General features: G+C 75.3%; 11 protein-coding genes and 2 pseudogenes (1 of these 13 cut by a window edge). 6 read left to right on the top strand and 7 right to left on the bottom strand.

Going from position 1 to position 14,973, the window contains the following annotated elements; translation table 11 throughout:
- Positions 1-336 carry the 3' portion of a PTS sugar transporter subunit IIA gene (locus Sdia_RS14315; RefSeq protein ID WP_100455809.1) on the top strand. Its footprint begins 114 nt before the window's first position, so only the last 336 of its 450 coding nucleotides appear in the window; the start codon falls outside the window, past its left edge; it ends in the stop codon at positions 334-336.
- A 75-nt stretch (positions 337-411) separates the two neighbouring features.
- Positions 412-2,082, top strand: coding sequence for a phosphoenolpyruvate--protein phosphotransferase (ptsP, locus tag Sdia_RS14310; protein ID WP_100455810.1), 1,671 nt, complete (start codon positions 412-414; stop codon positions 2,080-2,082).
- A gap of 73 nt (positions 2,083-2,155) precedes the next feature.
- Here ptsP and Sdia_RS14305 read toward each other — a convergent pair whose 3' ends face one another.
- Entirely contained in the window at positions 2,156-3,043 is an 888-nt protein-coding gene (locus Sdia_RS14305; protein WP_189500372.1) for a DUF8829 domain-containing protein, read from the bottom strand.
- Between the two features lie 94 nt (positions 3,044-3,137).
- Positions 3,138-5,120, bottom strand: coding sequence for an acetoacetate--CoA ligase (locus Sdia_RS14300; RefSeq protein ID WP_100455812.1), 1,983 nt, complete (start codon positions 5,118-5,120; stop codon positions 3,138-3,140).
- A gap of 225 nt (positions 5,121-5,345) precedes the next feature.
- Here Sdia_RS14300 and Sdia_RS30890 point away from each other — a divergent pair.
- Positions 5,346-6,984, top strand: a pseudogene (locus Sdia_RS30890) (glycoside hydrolase family 31 family protein).
- A 507-nt stretch (positions 6,985-7,491) separates the two neighbouring features.
- Here the strand turns inward: Sdia_RS30890 and Sdia_RS14290 are convergent.
- Complete coding sequence (locus Sdia_RS14290; RefSeq protein WP_100455813.1) at positions 7,492-8,049, bottom strand: NUDIX domain-containing protein; 558 nt, start codon at positions 8,047-8,049, stop codon at positions 7,492-7,494.
- Positions 8,050-8,209: 160 nt separating this feature from the next.
- On the opposite strand from Sdia_RS14290, the gene Sdia_RS14285 reads away from it, so the two are divergent.
- Entirely contained in the window at positions 8,210-9,094 is an 885-nt protein-coding gene (locus Sdia_RS14285; RefSeq protein ID WP_100455814.1) for a M15 family metallopeptidase, read from the top strand.
- Positions 9,095-9,164: 70 nt separating this feature from the next.
- Positions 9,165-9,512, top strand: coding sequence for an Mpo1-like protein (locus Sdia_RS14280; RefSeq protein ID WP_100455815.1), 348 nt, complete (start codon positions 9,165-9,167; stop codon positions 9,510-9,512).
- A gap of 121 nt (positions 9,513-9,633) precedes the next feature.
- Here Sdia_RS14280 and Sdia_RS14275 read toward each other — a convergent pair whose 3' ends face one another.
- The 4 genes from Sdia_RS14275 to Sdia_RS14260 form a co-directional block, all read right to left on the bottom strand.
- Positions 9,634-10,239 carry a GTP-binding protein gene (locus Sdia_RS14275; protein WP_100455816.1) on the bottom strand — a complete coding sequence of 202 codons (606 nt, stop codon included), beginning with the start codon at positions 10,237-10,239 and terminating at the stop codon, positions 9,634-9,636.
- Positions 10,240-10,390: 151 nt separating this feature from the next.
- Entirely contained in the window at positions 10,391-10,786 is a 396-nt protein-coding gene (locus Sdia_RS14270; RefSeq protein WP_100455817.1) for a DUF742 domain-containing protein, read from the bottom strand.
- A 10-nt stretch (positions 10,787-10,796) separates the two neighbouring features.
- Complete coding sequence (locus Sdia_RS14265; protein WP_003946949.1) at positions 10,797-11,228, bottom strand: roadblock/LC7 domain-containing protein; 432 nt, start codon at positions 11,226-11,228, stop codon at positions 10,797-10,799.
- The gene (locus Sdia_RS14260; protein WP_189500373.1) at positions 11,225-13,846 is read right to left on the bottom strand and encodes a sensor histidine kinase; all 2,622 of its coding nucleotides are present in this window, start codon (positions 13,844-13,846) and stop codon (positions 11,225-11,227) included. Before Sdia_RS14260 ends, Sdia_RS14265 begins: the two co-directional genes overlap by 4 nt.
- Positions 13,847-14,348: 502 nt before the next feature.
- Between Sdia_RS14260 and Sdia_RS30100 the strand changes: the two are divergent.
- A pseudogene (locus Sdia_RS30100) lies at positions 14,349-14,798 on the top strand (hypothetical protein); the annotation flags it as partial.
- Between the last annotated feature and the right edge of the window lie 175 nt (positions 14,799-14,973).

The raw sequence follows: 14,973 nt of genomic DNA, 5'->3' as shown, positions 1-14,973 counted from the left end.
GAGCCCTCGGAGGCGGTCTCCCCGGTCGCCGGCGTCGTGGTCTCCCTGCACCCGCACGCGTTCGTCGTGGTGGACGAGACGGGGCGCGGGGTGCTCACCCACCTCGGCATCGACACCGTGCAGCTCAACGGTGAGGGGTTCGAGTTGCTGGTACGCAAGGGCGACACCGTGGCGCAGGGCCAGCCCGTGGTGCGCTGGGACCCCTCCGCCGTGGAGGGCGCCGGGAAGTCGCCGGTCTGCCCGGTGGTGGCGCTGGAGGCGGTCGCCGACCAGCTGTCCGGTGTTCGCGAGGATGGGGACGTACAGGCGGGCCGGCCGCTGTTCAGCTGGAACTGACCGCTCCCGGCGCCGGTGTCCGGCGGGCGACCACATCCAACGCGGCGGGCACGCCGCACGAGCGGAGACGGTGAGATGGAGACAACGCTGCGAGGCGTCGGCGTGAGCCACGGAGTGGCGATCGGCGAGGTACGGCACATGGGGACGGCGGTGCTGGAGCCGCCGGCCAAGCAGATCCCCGCCGGGGAGGCGGAGCGCGAGCAGGCCCGGGCGCGGCGGGCCGTGGAGGCGGTCGCCGCCGATCTGACGGCGCGCGGCAACCTGGCGGGCGGCGAGGCCCAGGGCGTGCTGGAGGCCCAGGCCATGATGGCGCAGGACCCGGAGCTGATCGCCGACGTGGAGCGGCGGATCGCGGTGGGCAGCACCGCCGAACGTGCCGTCTACGACGCCTTCGCCTCGTACCGGGCACTGCTGGCGGGGGCCGGTGAGTATCTGGCGGGCCGGGTCGCGGACCTGGACGACGTGCGGAACCGGATCGTGGCGCGGCTGCTGGGCGTGCCGATGCCGGGGGTGCCGGACAGCGACGAGCCGTACATCCTGATCGCGCGGGATCTGGCACCGGCGGACACCGCGCTGCTCGATCCGACGCTGGTCCTCGGTTTCGTGACCGAGGAGGGCGGGCCGACCAGCCACAGCGCGATTCTGGCGCGGGCGCTCGGCGTCCCGGCGATCGTGGCACTGCCGGGCGCCGGGGAGCTGGGCGAAGGGACCGAGATCGCGATCGACGGCAGTTCCGGCGAGGTCTTCGTGGACCCGAGCGCCGAGAAGCGGGCGGCGCTGGAGGCGGACGCGGCGGCCCGCAGGGCGGCGCTGTCTGCGGCGAGCGGTCCGGGCGCGACCTCGGACGGCCACACCGTGCCGCTGCTGGCCAACATCGGAGGTCCCGGTGACGTGGCGGCGGCGGTCGAGGCGGGGGCGGAGGGGGTCGGGCTGTTCCGGACCGAGTTCCTCTTCCTGGACGACGGCACCCGGGCGCCGTCGGAGGAGAAGCAGACGGCCGCGTACCGGCAGGTGCTGGAGGCGTTCCCGCAAGGGCGGGTCGTGGTGCGGGTGCTGGACGCCGGGGCGGACAAGCCGCTGGACTTCCTGACGCCGGCCGACGAGCCGAATCCGGCGCTAGGGGTGCGGGGACTGCGCAGTCTGCTCGACCATCCGGACGTGCTGCGGACGCAGTTGACCGCGCTGGCGCGGGCGGCCGAGGGGCTGCCGGTGCACCTGGAGGTCATGGCGCCGATGGTCGCCGACCGGGCGGACGCCAGGGCGTTCGCCGACGCGTGCCGGGCGGCCGGGCTGCACGCCAAGTTCGGGGCGATGGTGGAGATCCCCTCGGCTGCGCTGCGGGCGCGGTCCGTGCTCCAGGAGGTGGAGTTCCTGTCGCTGGGCACCAACGACCTGGCGCAGTACACCTTCGCCGCCGACCGGCAGGTGGGAGCGGTGTCGCGGCTCCAGGACCCGTGGCAGCCGGCGCTGCTCGACCTGGTCGCGCTGGCGGCCGAGGCGGGGCGGGCCGAGGGGAAGAGCTGCGGGGTGTGCGGCGAGGCCGCCTCCGACCCGCTGCTGGCCTGTGTACTGACCGGTCTGGGGGTCACCTCCTTGTCGATGGGCGCGGCCTCGATCCCGTACGTGCGGGCGGCGCTGGCCAAGTACACGCTGGCGCAGTGCGAGCGGGCCGCCGCCGCGGCGCGGGCCACCGAGTCCGCGGACGAGGCGCGGGCGGCGGCGCGGGCGGTGCTCTCCGGCGAGTGATCCCGGGGCCGGGGTGGCCGCCCCGGGTTCGCGGCAGGGGCGTCCTCCGGCCGGGAGGACGCCCCTGCCGTCGTCAGTGGCAGGGGCTCCGGCCGTGGTCGTCGTCGAGCGGGGTGCCCGCGCGGTACTCGACGCCCGGTTCGGGGGCGACCGGTTCGCCGGTGACCGCGTCGGTGCAGTAGGCGTCGAAGACCTCGGCGGCGGTCAGCGGCTGGGCTCGGCCCGCGCGCAGCCGCCAGCCGCGGACCTCCTCGGGCTGTCCCTCGACCCGGCTGCGCATGACGAGTCCCGCCGGTGCGGGCAGGGCGAGGGCGCAGGCGAGCAGGACGGTGAAGTCGACGGACTCCTCGTGGTCGATGAAGGCCTCGCCGGCGGTACGGGTGTCGGCGTGCAGGGCCGCGAGCAGAGTGCGGCCGGCGGTGGTGAGGGAGCAGACGAGCTGGTGGTGGCCCGGGGCCGTGGTGTCGAGGACCGCCCGCAGGAGGTGTCCGGCTTGGTTCTGGGCGTGGTGGGCGAGGGGGGTGGAGCAGCGTGGGCAGGCTCCCAGGTCCTCCAGGAGGTCGGTGGCGTACTCCCAGGTGGCCTGGCGGAGGGATTCCGCGAGGAGGCTCTGGAGCAGTTCGGGGAGGGGCTCGCCCTCGTGGAGGAGGCAGGGGCCGAGGGCGGCCGCCTCCGCGGTGTAGCGCGCACGGCTGTCGGCGGTGTTCGGGTCGCGTCCTTCCTGGGCGCAGAAGCGGGCGAACTCGTCGGGGTCGAAGAGGACCACCGAGGTGGTGCGGCCCTGGGCGGCGCGGGAGCACAGCAGGTCCTCGGCCTGCCGGAGGTAGGTGGTGTGGTCGTCGAAGGGGAAGGTGCGGTAGCGGCGCATGGCCGCGAAGTCGGCGGCCGAGGCGATCAGTCCGAGGGTGCCGGTGATCTCGCGGCGCAGCAGCTGGCGCGGGCTCGGCTGGGTGGTGGTCATGCGGGGTCCCCCTGGTGAGTGAGCGGTACGAACTTGCTCACTCACCGTAATCACCCTCACTGACAGTGAGGGCCGAGCGGGGGCGGGACGGGGTTCAGCCGCGGTCGCGGGCCAGGTCGGCGTAGTGCTGGAGGAGGTCCAGGCGGTCGACGGAGCCCGGGTTGACGGCCTTCTCCAGGGGGGTGCCCTGCATCAGGCGTTTGACGGGCACCTCGATGCGTTTGCCGGTGAGGGTGTGGGGGACGCCGGGGACCTCGATGATCTCGTCCGGGACGTGGCGCGGGGAGAGGCTGTGGCGGATCGCCTTCTTGACGGACTCGCGCAGGGAGTCGTCGAGGGTGGCGCCGTCGACGAGGTGGACGAAGAGCGGCATCCAGTAGCCGCCGTCGGGCTGTTCGACGCCGATGACCAGGGATTCGCGGATCTCCGGGAGCCGCTCCACGACCTCGTAGATGTCGGCCGAGCCCATGCGGACGCCCTGGCGGTTCAGGGTGGAGTCGGAGCGGCCGTGGATGACGACGGAGCCGCGGTCGGTGACGGTGATCCAGTCGCCGTGCCGCCAGACGCCCTCGTAGGTGTCGAAGTAGCTGTCGTGGTAGCGGCTGCCGTCGGGGTCGTTCCAGAAGCGGACCGGCATGGACGGCATGGGGTTGGTGACGACCAGTTCGCCGACCTCCTCGGTCAGCGGCCGTCCGGCGGGGTCCCAGGCCTGGAGGTCGGTGCCGAGGCCGGGGGCCTGGAGTTCGCCGATGTGTACGGGCAGGGTGGGCACGGCACCCGCGAAGCAGCTGCACACGTCGGTGCCGCCGCTGACGGAGGCGATCCACAGGTCGGACCCGGCCTCGGCGAACTCGTCGTGGAGCCAGCGGAAACCGTCCGGGGGCAGAGGGGAACCGGTGGTGGCGACGCACTGGACGCGGGAGAGGTCGTGGTCGCGGGCGGGGTGGACACCGGCCTTGCGGCAGGCCATGACGTACGCCGCGGAGGTGCCGTAGAGGGTGGTGCCGGTGCGTTCGGCCACGCGCCACTGGGCGCCGGTGTCCGGGTGACCCGGGCTGCCGTCGTAGAGGACGACGGTGGTGCCGGTGAGGAGGCCGGAGACGAGGAAGTTCCACATCATCCAGCCGGTGGAGGTGTACCAGAAGAAGCGGTCCTCGGGGCCCAGGTCGCAGTGGAGGCCGAGCTGCTTGAGGTGTTCGACGAGGATGCCGCCCTGCGACTGGACGATGGCCTTGGGCAGGCCGGTCGTACCGGAGGAGTAGAGGACCCACAGCGGGTGGTCGAACGGGACCGGGGTGAAGACCGGCTCGGTGTCCGCTGCGACCAGGTCGGCCCAGTCGCGGGCGCCCTCGGGAGCGGGCGTGCCGAGCAGCGGGACGTGGACGACGGCGCGCAGGGAGGGCAGGGCCGCGCGGAGTTCGGCGACGGTGTCGCGGCGGTCGTGCTCCTTGCCGCCGTAGCGGTAGCCGTCGACCGTGAACAGCACCACGGGTTCGACCTGCTGGAAGCGGTCGAGGACGCTGCGGGCGCCGAAGTCGGGGGCGCAGGAGGTCCAGACGGCTCCGACGGCCGCGGAGGCGAGCAGGGCGACGACGGCCTGGGGAATGTTGGGCAGGTAGCCGCTGACCCGGTCGCCGGGCCGCACGTCGAGGGCGCGCAGCTCGGCGGCGAGCGAGCCGACCTGGCGGCGCAGCTCGGCCCACGGGACCGGGTCGACGGTGCCGGTCTCGTCCACGTGCAGGAGGGCGGGGGCGTCGGGCCGGCCGGCGGCGGCGCGCAGCGCGTGCTCGGCGTAGTTCAGGGTGGCGCCGGGGAACCACTGGGCGCCCGGCATGGACCGCTCCCCCAGCACCCGCTCGGCCGGGGTGTCGAAGCGCACGTCGAACCATTCGGTGACGGCCTGCCAGAACGTGTCGAGCTCCTCGACGGACCAGCGGTGCAGGGCCGGGTAGCCGCCTTCGGCGGGCGCGCCGTGGCGCTCGGCCGCCCAGCTCTGGAAACGGGTCACCGCGGCTTGCGCGACGCGCTCCTCGCTGGGCTGCCAGAGCGGCTGGGGCTGGGGTGCGGCGGTCGACATGGGGCGGCTCCCGTGCGGTGCGTACTCGGTGCCCGCGCCCGCGCCGCCGGGTGGGCGGCCGACGGTACGCGAGGGCGGTGCGGTGGGGCCGACGATGCCACGTGATCGATCTCCGCACCAGGGTGGCGGCCACACACCTGCCCGGTCGGCGGTGTGGCCGGTCACTGGGTGAACGGCGGCTGAACGATGCCCTCCGGGGCGATCACGGATGGCAGGCTGACCGGCATGGACGGTCGTGACCTCGTACGTTCGGTGGCAGCGGTGACAGGGCTCGGGCAGTTGCGCCCCCGGTGGCCGGGGCGTGGCCACGCGGCCCCCGGGGAGCGGGCCCGGGTGCCAGGGCACGCGCTGGGTGCGGAACCCGGGCCGGGGGGTGGCGTGGTGCGGTTCGAGCGGTCGGCGCTGCGGGTGCTGGTGACGACGGCCGGGGCGGTGTTCTGCGGCTGGGACGGGGCGGAGCCGACGCCCTCCGCGCTGGTCCGCGGGGAACGGCTCCAGCCGGACGTGCGGGCCCGGCTGGAACCGCACACGGCGGGCGGCTGGCGGGTGGTGTCGGAGCGGCTGACCCTCACCGTCTCGCCCACCGGGACGGTCGAGCTGTGTACGCCGGGCGGCGTGCTGCTCCGCCGGGACCTGCCGCCACGCTGGTGGGAGCGGGACGGCGGCGGGCCCGCGCGGTGGGCGCGGCGCTCGGAGGTCTGCGCGGACGCGCGCTTCCACGGTCCGGGCGGGCACGGGGCGGGGCTGCGGCTGGGCACCGGGACACATCCGCTGCCAGGCGGCCCGGGGTCCCCGGTGCACTGGGTGGTGGCGGACGCGGGGACCCATCTGGTGGTTCCCGACGGGACGGACACCGCGGCGGTGTGCCTGGCGGAGGGCTCCGAGGGCGCCGGGTCGGGGCACGACCGGCCGGGCCGGGCCGAGTTGCGGGACGCGGGCGGGCCGCCGCGCCACTGGATGGCGGTGGGCACACCCGCGCGGGCGCTCGCCTCGTGGACGGCGGTGGCGGGGACGCCCGAGGTCGCGCCGGTCTCCGTGACCGGGGTGGGCGGGAGCGGCGGCCGGCCCGCCCGGCCGCGTACGCGGGTGCCCCCGGCAGGGGGCGGCCGCCACTGACGGCTGGACGGCGATGCGTGCGGCGCTGGCCCGGGTGACGGCGCTCGGGGTGTGCGGGGCGGCGCCGGCCGGGGCCGGGAGCGACGGCCCGGGGGAGAGGGCGCCGGCGGCGGTGTGGGCGCGGTGGTGGCAACGGGGGGCGTATCTCCCGGTGTTCCGTGCGGGGGCGGGGCCCGACGGGTGCGGGGCGCGGCCCGGTCTGGCGGAGCCGGCCCGGGTGGCGCTGGCCGAGCGGCGGCGGTTGCTGCCGTACCACGCGGCGCTCGGCGCGTCCGCCGGGCTGACCGGAGTGCCCGCGGTGAGGCCGGTGTGGTGGGACACCCCGGAGGACCGGGAGCTGCGGGAGGGCGGGGACGCCTTCCTGCTGGGGGACGCGTTCCTGGTCGTACCGGTGCTGGAGCCCGGGGGCGGGCCGTCGGCGGTGCGGTTGCCGGCCGGGCGGTGGTACGACACGGCCACCGGGCGGGCGTACCAGGGGGGTGCCGCCGTGCCGGTGGAGGTCGCGGCGGACCGCTTGCCGGTGTTCGCGCGGGCCGGGGCGGTGGTGCCGGTGCGCGGGGCGGACGGGGAGGTCGAGTGGGAGGTGTGGGCGCCCGCGCCCGGGCGTGGCGGCGCCGGGATGGTGGTGCGGGAGTCCGGGGTGCTGGAACGAATGGTCTCCCGGTGGGAGGAGGGGCGGGTCGTGGTGCGGGAGGAGGGGCGTGGGGAGGAGGTGAGGGGTACGGCCCGGGTGCGGGGAGTCGGGTGAGGCGGCGTCTCGCGCCGGGGAGGCCGGGTGCTCCCTGAGCGGGCGTCACCGACGCCACGAGCGCCGGTCGGGCCGGGAACGCGCGCCACCGGTTCAGTGGGTACGGGCGCCCGGCCGCGTCAGGAGGTCCGTGCTGCCGGTGGGGGAGGGCGCGGTGGGCCGGCCGGCCTCCACCTCCTTCGGCAGCCGCTTTCGCGGCAGCTCGTGGAGGGCGGCGGTGTGGCGGGCGGCGTCCTCGGGGTGCGGAAGAGCTGGAGCCGTGGACCCCACTGGTGATCGGCGGAGCGGGGCGTGTCGGGGCCCAGCGCCTCCGGGCCGTCGCCGACCCCCGGAGGCCGTGTGCCGCAGGCCCGGGTGGACCTCGTCGCGCAGTGGGCGGACGGCCTCCTCGTGGAGGAGACGGGAGAGTTCCAGGCCGGGGAGGAAGGCCGGGAACGGGTGTGTCATGGGCTCACCGCCGGCAGCGGGGGCGGCTGCGGCAAGCGGGTTCCGGCCGGGCGGCGGGCCTCACCCGTACCGTCCGGCGAACCAGGCCGCCGCGGCCCGGGTGTGCAGGGGGAAGCCGAGTTCGGCGGGGGCGCGCAGGAGGCGGGTGGCGGTGGTCTCGGTGGTGGGCGTGAAGGCGGGCAGGCTCGCGGCGGGGCGCTCGGGGAGGAGGCCGAAGAGGAGGAGGTGGCCGTCGCCGGAGCTCATCGCGTCGGCCAGGGTGACGTCGGCGGGGCCGGCGAGGACGCCGGTCTCCTCGCGCAGTTCGCGGACGACGGCGTGGCGCCAGTCCTCGTCGCCGTCGATGAAGCCGCCGGGCAGGACCGTGGTGCCGCGCGCCGGTGCGATGGCTCGGACGACGGTGAGCAGCGCCGGGCCCTCGCCGTCGCGTACGGGCAGAAGGGCGACGGCGACCGGCAGGGGGTTGCGGTAGGCGGTCGTCCCGCAGGCCGGGCAGACCCGGCGGTCGGCCCGGGGGTCCGGGCAGGGCGCGCCGCAGGCCGAGCAGTGCGAGCCGGGCACGGGCGGCTGTGAGGTGGGGACGGGCGTGGGTGTGGGGCTGGGCGTGGTGGGAGGCACGCGGGGACTGTAGCGGAGCGGCCGGGCGCCGACGGGCCGATCCGGGTGCGGGGTGGCGGCGGGCGCCCTTCCCCCGGCGGCGTGCGGGCGGGGTGGCGGTGCGCGGGGGCGGCGGGTCGCTCTTCCCTCACGACGGGAGGAGCTGATAGATGAAAGGCGCATGACAGGAATCGATTCCTACGGCCGTACCTCCCCGGGCAGGCGCCCCTCCCGTGCCCGGCGCGCGTTCGGCGCGGCGCTCGCGGCCGCCGCGCTCGCCCTGACCGCCGCCGCGACGGCCTCGCCCGCGACCGCCGCGCCGGTCGCGGACGCCCCGCCGTCCGGCGGGCCGAAGGCGCCGCGCGGCTTCGTGGCCCTCTCCGACGTGGCGCCGACGATCCTCCAGGAGATCCGCTACACGACGCCGCACAACTTCGTCGGCGAGCCGGTCGACGGCTACCGCGCGCCGATGTGCCTCGTCACCAGGCCGACGGCCGAGGCGCTGAAGCGGGCCCAGCGCGGGCTGCTGCGCGAGGGCTACTCGCTCAAGGTCTACGACTGCTACCGGCCCCAGCGGGCGGTCGACCACTTCGTCCGCTGGGCCGAGGACGTGGCGGACGAGCGGATGAAGGCGGAGTTCTACCCGCGGGTGGAGAAGTCCCGGCTCTTCGAGGACGGCTACATCGCGGAGAAGTCCGGCCACAGCCGGGGCTCCACGGTGGACCTGACGCTGGTGAAGCTGCCCGCGAAGCCCACCCGGCCCTACCTCCCCGGTGAGCCTCTGAGGCCCTGCTTCGCCCCTCGCGACCAGCGGTTCCCGGACAACTCGGTGGACATGGGCACCGGGTTCGACTGCTTCGACACGCTCTCGCACACCGACGATCCCCGGGTCACCGGCGCCCAGCGGGCCCACCGCGACCTGCTGAGGTCGGCACTGGCGGGCGAGGGGTTCACCAACCTCCCCGAGGAGTGGTGGCACTTCACCCACCGGCCGGAGCTCTTCCCCGACACCTACTTCGACTTCCCGGTGGAGCGCCGTTCGCTGCCCGGCGGCCACCGCCACTGAGCGCCCGTCGCCGCCGTCCGGCCGGTCGCGGACCTGGTCCGGGCGGCGGAGCGGCGGCTACGGTGCCCGCATGGACCGACGGACCTTTGAGACGTACGAGGAATTCTGGCCCTACTACGTGGCGATGCACTCCAAGGCGGCGACGCGGTGGGTGCACCTCACCGGGACCCTGACCGGGCTGGCGCTCAGCGCCTACGGGCTGGCCCGCGGGCGCAAGCGGTACCTGGCGGCGCTGCCGCTGATCGGGTACGGCACGGCCTGGCCCGCGCACTTCCTCATAGAGGGGAACAACCCGGCGACCTTCGGGCACCCCGCCTGGTCGTTGCGCGGCGACGCGCAGATGATCCGGACGATGCTGGCGGGGCGGGACCACGAGCTGGCCGAGACGGCCCGGAAGTGGCTCGCGGAGAACGGCTGACCGGCGGAGGTGACGGCACCGCGTCCTGACGGCTCGCCGGGGCGGGAGAACACTTCCCCGGCACGCGGCCCGCACCCCGGTCGGCGAGGGTGCGGGGCGCGTCCGCCGGCGGTGTGCCCGGTCAGTGCGGCGCGCTCTTCCGGGGTGCGGCGGCGCGAGCCACGGCGTGTTCGACGACCTCGATGAGGACGCCCTTGGCGGAAGCACGCTCGCGGGCGTCGCAGAGGACCAGGGGAACGCCCGCGTCCAGGTCGAGAGCGGTGCGGATGTCCTCGGCCGGGTAGGGGTCGGCCTCGTCGAAGCAGTTGACGCCGACGACGAAGGGGATGCCGCGGCGCTCGAAGTAGTCGACGGCGGCGAAGCTGTCCTGGAGGCGGCGGGTGTCGGCGAGGACGACGGCGCCGAGGGCCCCCTGCGCCAACTCGTCCCAGAGGAACCAGAACCGGTCCTGCCCGGGGGTTCCGAAGAGGTAGAGCGTGAGGTCCTCGCGGAGCGTGATGCGGCCGAAGTCCATGGCGACCGTGGTGGTGTGCTTGGCCTCCACCCCGCCGGTGTCGTCGACGGGGCGGCCCGCCTCACTCAGGGTCTCCTCGGTCCGCAGCGGCCTGATCTCGCTGACCGCCGCCACCAGGGTGGTCTTGCCGACGCCGAACCCCCCGGCCACCAGGATCTTCAGGGTGACCGGCTCGACGGGGGCCTTCTCCCGCGGTGAACGCCCGGACTTCATGGGGTCTCGTCTCCTGCTTTCGCTGATCTCTCGGGGGTGGGGCCGACGGTGCGCCGGCGTCCGGCGGCGGAGGGGGCGCCGCCCGCACCCCGGGGAAGGGGGGCGGGCGGCGCGCCGTGCTCCGGTGGCAGGGTCGTCCGCCGACCGGGGGTCAGAGGGCGCGCAGCCCGCTGATCACCTCGCGCAGAATGCTTTCGTCGGGCAGTTCCGCCGGCGGCACCGGCCGGTTCACGTGCACGAACTCCTCCTCCACGAGGTCACCGATCAGGACCCGGACGACACCGACCGGCAGGTCCAGCTCGGCGGCGAGTTCCGCCACCGACTGGGGCGCCGTACGGCACAGCGCCACGATGTCGACGTGCTCGGGCGACAGAGTGCGGTTCCCCTCCGGGTCGTCGGCGCGCGGCTCCGCGACGACGAGCGCGATGAGGTCCAGGCGGTGCTGGCCGGCGCCGGTGGTCCGGCCCCGGGTCATGGCGTACGGGCGGACCACCGGTCCGGCGTCGTCGTCGAACCAGCGGTGCGCCCCGTTCCCGTCTTCGCTCATGACCGGTTCACTACCCGCCCGCGGGCAGATCCGTGCGCGGCGCGCTGCCCAGATGCACGCCGACCCGCTTGACCAGCAACGTCATCTCGTACGCGACGAGGCCCACGTCGGAGTCGGAGTCGGCGAGGACGGCGAGGCAGCTTCCGTCGCCGGCGGCGGTGACGAAGAGGAACGCCTCGTCGAGTTCGACGACGGTCTGCCGGACCCGGCCCGCGTCGAAGTGCCGGCCGACGCCCTTGGCCAGGCTGTGGAAGCCGGAGGCGACGGCGGCCAGGTGTTCGCTGTCCTCGCGGGTCAGATCCTGGGAGACCCCGGTGGGCAGCCCGTCGCCGGACAGGACCAGGACCTTGCGGATGCCCGCGACCCTGTTGACCAGGTCGTCGAGGAGCCAGTTCAGCTCCCCGGAACCGGTGGTGTGCGCGGCGGTCTTCGATGCGGTCATCGACCGTCTCCCTCGGGTGTCGTTCGTGGTGCTGTGGGGCCCGCGTTCTCGTCGCGGCCGCGCTGCCAGCCCCGCTGGAGCGAGGCCATGCGGCTGCGGACCTGTTCGGCGTCGCGTTCGGTGTCGGGGGCGGCGTCCTGGCCGCGGTCGTCCGCGGCGCTCCCGCGGGTGTCCTTGAGCTGGGGGGCGAGACTGGCCTGCCGGACCCTGCGCGGCAGCGCCGCCGGACCGGCCCCGGGCGCCCGGGAGGCGGCCTCTCCGTGCGGGCCGCCCCGGTTCTCCGGGTCCTGTGCCGCTTCTTCGCGCGTGCCGTGGGCGACGGTGCGGCCGTGCGAGCTGACCAGCTTCGGGGTGCGGCGGCGGGGCAGCGGCGCGGGGCCCGTACCGGAGGGTGACGGTCCGCCCGGCCGGGCGTCCCGAGCCCCGTCGTCGTCGGCCTGCTGATGCTGGTCGCGGGGGTCGGCCGCGGGGGCCAGCGGACGCCGGGGCCGGAAGACGCCCGGTTCGCTGTCCTCGTCGCGGAGGGCGCCGGGGAAGTCCTCGTCGTCCAGGCCCGGAGTGCCGGCCGGGGCCTCCAGCTCGACCGGTCCGTCGGGGAAGGGCCGGTTCGCGGGCGGACGGGAGGTGGGGATACGGGTCAGGGCGGGGCGGCCGGGGCCCCGCGCACCGTTGCCGAGGCCGTCGAGGGCCAGGCCGCGGCCGTCGGTGGAGCCGGACGGTTCGCCGTCGGTCTCGATGAGCAGGGCGTCCGGGATGAAGACGACGGCGGTCGTGCCCCCGTACGGCGACTTCTGGAGGGAGACCCGGATGTTCTGGCGCTGCGCGAGGCGGCTCACCACGAACAGGCCCAGCCTGTCGGTGTCGGAGAGTTCGAAGTCGGGGGTCTCGGCGAGGCGGAGGTTGGCGTCGAGGAGGACGTCCGGGGCCATACCGAGACCCCGGTCGTGGATCTCCAGGGTGAAGCCGTTGGCGACGGACTCGCCGTGCACCTGGACCGCGGTGTGCGGGGGTGAGAAGACGGTGGCGTTCTCCAGGAGTTCCGCCGTGAGGTGGGTGAGGTCGGCGACGGCGGGGCCGGTCACCGCGATCTTCGGCAGCCGGCGGACCTCGATGCGCTCGTAGTCCTCGACCTCGGCGACGGAGGCGCGGACGACGTCCATGAGCTGGACCGGGCGCCGCCACTGCCGGGAGGGCGCGGCGCCGGAGAGGATCACCAGGCCCTCGGCGTGGCGGCGCATGCGGGTGGTGAGGTGGTCCAGGCGGAAGAGGTCGGCCAGTTCCTCGGAGTCCTCGGTGCGCCGCTCCATGGTGTCCAGCAGGGTGAGCTGCTTGTGCAGGAGGACCTGGCTGCGGCGGGCGAGGTTGACGAAGACCTCCGAGACCCCGCGCCGCATCTGGGCCTGCTTGACGGCGCCTTCGACGGCGGCGCGCTGGAGGGTGTTGAGGGCTTGCCCGACCTGGCCGATCTCGTTCTTGTCGTACTCCAGCCGGGGCGCCTCGGTGTCGACGTCGACCTGCTCACCCGCGGCCAGCCGGCGCTGCACCGACGGCAGGCGCACGCCGGAGGCCTCGTGGGCCTGGTGGCGCAGCCGGGAGAGGGCGCGGATGAGGCTGCGGCCGATGCGGACGGAGAGGTAGAGCGAGAGCAGGAGGGCGGCGAAGCCGAGGACGGCGGTGGCTCCGGCCTGGACCAGGATGCCGACGGCGACGGGCCGCACGCGTTCCTCGTAGCGGTCGGCCGCTGCGCTGCCGCGCTCGGCGAGGCCGTCGAGGACCTTCACCGCGGCCGTGTCCCAGCTCTTGGCGGTCACGCCGTGCGGCGGCCCGGGCGCGGCGGCGGCGACGGAGGTCTCCAGGTCGCGCAGGGGTGCGGTCTCGGGGCCCTGCCAGTACCGCTCGTAGCGGGCGCGTTCGTCGTCCGGGAGGAGCGGGAGGCTGATCTCGTAGAGGAGGGTGCGCTGGGCCAGGAGGTCCGACACCTGGCGGAGGTCGGCCTTGTCGAGGCGTTCGCCGACGAGTGCGGAGGCGACCAGGGCGTCCTCGCGGGAGAGCAGGTCGCGGGCGCGGGCGACGTTGACCAGGGCGCGGTTCTGCTTGTCGAGTGCGACGTCCTTGAGGGCCGGCAGGTGGGTCAGGAAGACGAAGCAGGGGTCCACGAGGCGGTTGTAGAGGTCGAGGGCGGCGGTGCGGGTGACCGTGTTGTCCTCGACGGAACGGCGCAGGGTGGTGATCCCCTCGAAGGACTCGAGGAGGGCGGTGAGCCGCCGCCGGGAGTCGGCGCTGAGCCCTCCGGTCGCGTCGGCGTCCTCGGCTCCGGCCCGGACGCGGGCCAGTGCCCGGTCGGTGACGGTCCGGGCGCGGCGCAGATCGCCGAGGGCGGCCGAGGCGCGCGGGTCGGCGAGGTGGACGAGGGTTCTGCGCCGTTCGTCCTGGAGTACCCGGGCGGCTTCCTCGACGGGTCGCCCGACCCGGTCGTCGGCCTCGCCGATCTCGAGGATCTCGGCGGCCTCCCGCCCGGTCAGCACGGTGGCGAATCCCCAGATCGCGGTGAGGGAGACCAGCGGCACGAGCAGCAGCGCCACGATCTTCCGCCGGATCGTCCTGCCGCGAAAGCGCATGGCCTCCCCCAGTCCGTCCCCCGCTGGTGTCCGGGGTGCACATCCGTGCGTCAACAAGCGGCGCGAGCCTACTACTGACACAGGGGTGATCGAAGAGGCGTCGGGGAGGTTTTCCGCCCGGGACCGGGCGGCGGCGGCCGGTTCCCGCCGTTCGGCGACGTCGGCGTGACCGGTGGGCCGTTCTCCGACGGTCGGGTGAGTCCCCCGGACACGGGCCGGCCGCCGCCCGGACCGGCCGATTCCGGGCATCTCCCTGGTCACTTCCGACATCTCACCCGCCGGATCGGGAATCATCGGAGTGCTCCGCGCGTCCTTCTGTACGAGTCGTGTACGCGGTGTGCGGAGTTGGTACGGGAGGGGTGCGCCGGCGCGGACCGGCGGCCGCCGGATCTCGACGGCGGCGGCGTAAAGCGGACGAAGGCGGGCAGCCAGACTGATGACGGCGCGGGTTCGGCCCGACGCCGGTCGGCTGACGGCAAGGCAGGCGGGGAGTGACGGACTGATGGCGACGGCGGAGCGTCGGAGGACTTCGGCGGAGCGGGGCGAGCCGGGCGGGCGGGTGCCCGGACCGCGCCGGGCGGAGGGGAGCGGACAGCCGGACCGGCCGCCGCTGTGGGTGGAGGAGCCCGCGGTGCGCCCCCGGATGCCCGATCCGGTGCGTACGGCGGCGGTGCGCGCGGTGCTCATCGTGGCGCTGACGCTGATACAGGCGATGGTCGCCTTCCTGGCCACGCTGGCGGAGTCCTGGCTGGCCTTCCCGATGGTGCTCAGCGGCGTGGCCAGCACCATCGCGGCGACCTGGGCGGTGCTGGACGTCTGGGTCACCCGCCAGGTGTGGAACCAGCGGCACGGCGTGGTCTCGGCACCGGGCAGCACGGCCCGGGAGCTGCGCCGCGAACGCCGCCGGGAGCGCCGCGCGGCCCGGCGGGCGGCCCGCTCCGGCGTCCGGATACCCGACCCGTCGGCGGGCACGCGGTCCGCGGCCTCCGACGGGGAGCGGCGCGGGCGGGACGGCGGTGACCCGGTCCCGGCACCGGAGCGCGCGGGCAAGGGTCCAGAGCGCGGGGGCGAGCCGGCGGGTGACGCCCCCGGGGTGGACCGCGGCGCCTGTGCCCGGTCCGGAGGCG

It is taken from the genome of Streptomyces diastaticus subsp. diastaticus (assembly GCF_011170125.1).
Lineage (GTDB): Bacteria > Actinomycetota > Actinomycetes > Streptomycetales > Streptomycetaceae > Streptomyces > Streptomyces diastaticus.
This window is presented reverse-complemented; position numbering and strand designations above follow the sequence as displayed.

Bases quoted from the DNA above. Each gene is read 5' to 3' on its own strand.
- ptsP (WP_100455810.1), top strand. From the start codon at position 412: ATGGAGACAACGCTGCGAGGCGTCGGCGTGAGCCACGGAGTGGCGATC.
- Sdia_RS14260 (WP_189500373.1), bottom strand. From the start codon at position 13,846: ATGCGCTTTCGCGGCAGGACGATCCGGCGGAAGATCGTGGCGCTGCTG.
- Sdia_RS14280 (WP_100455815.1), top strand. From the start codon at position 9,165: ATGGACCGACGGACCTTTGAGACGTACGAGGAATTCTGGCCCTACTAC.
- Sdia_RS14305 (WP_189500372.1), bottom strand. From the start codon at position 3,043: ATGACCACCACCCAGCCGAGCCCGCGCCAGCTGCTGCGCCGCGAGATC.
- Sdia_RS14275 (WP_100455816.1), bottom strand. From the start codon at position 10,239: ATGAAGTCCGGGCGTTCACCGCGGGAGAAGGCCCCCGTCGAGCCGGTC.
- Sdia_RS14300 (WP_100455812.1), bottom strand. From the start codon at position 5,120: ATGTCGACCGCCGCACCCCAGCCCCAGCCGCTCTGGCAGCCCAGCGAG.
- Sdia_RS14265 (WP_003946949.1), bottom strand. From the start codon at position 11,228: ATGACCGCATCGAAGACCGCCGCGCACACCACCGGTTCCGGGGAGCTG.
- Sdia_RS14270 (WP_100455817.1), bottom strand. From the start codon at position 10,786: ATGAGCGAAGACGGGAACGGGGCGCACCGCTGGTTCGACGACGACGCC.
- Sdia_RS14285 (WP_100455814.1), top strand. From the start codon at position 8,210: ATGACAGGAATCGATTCCTACGGCCGTACCTCCCCGGGCAGGCGCCCC.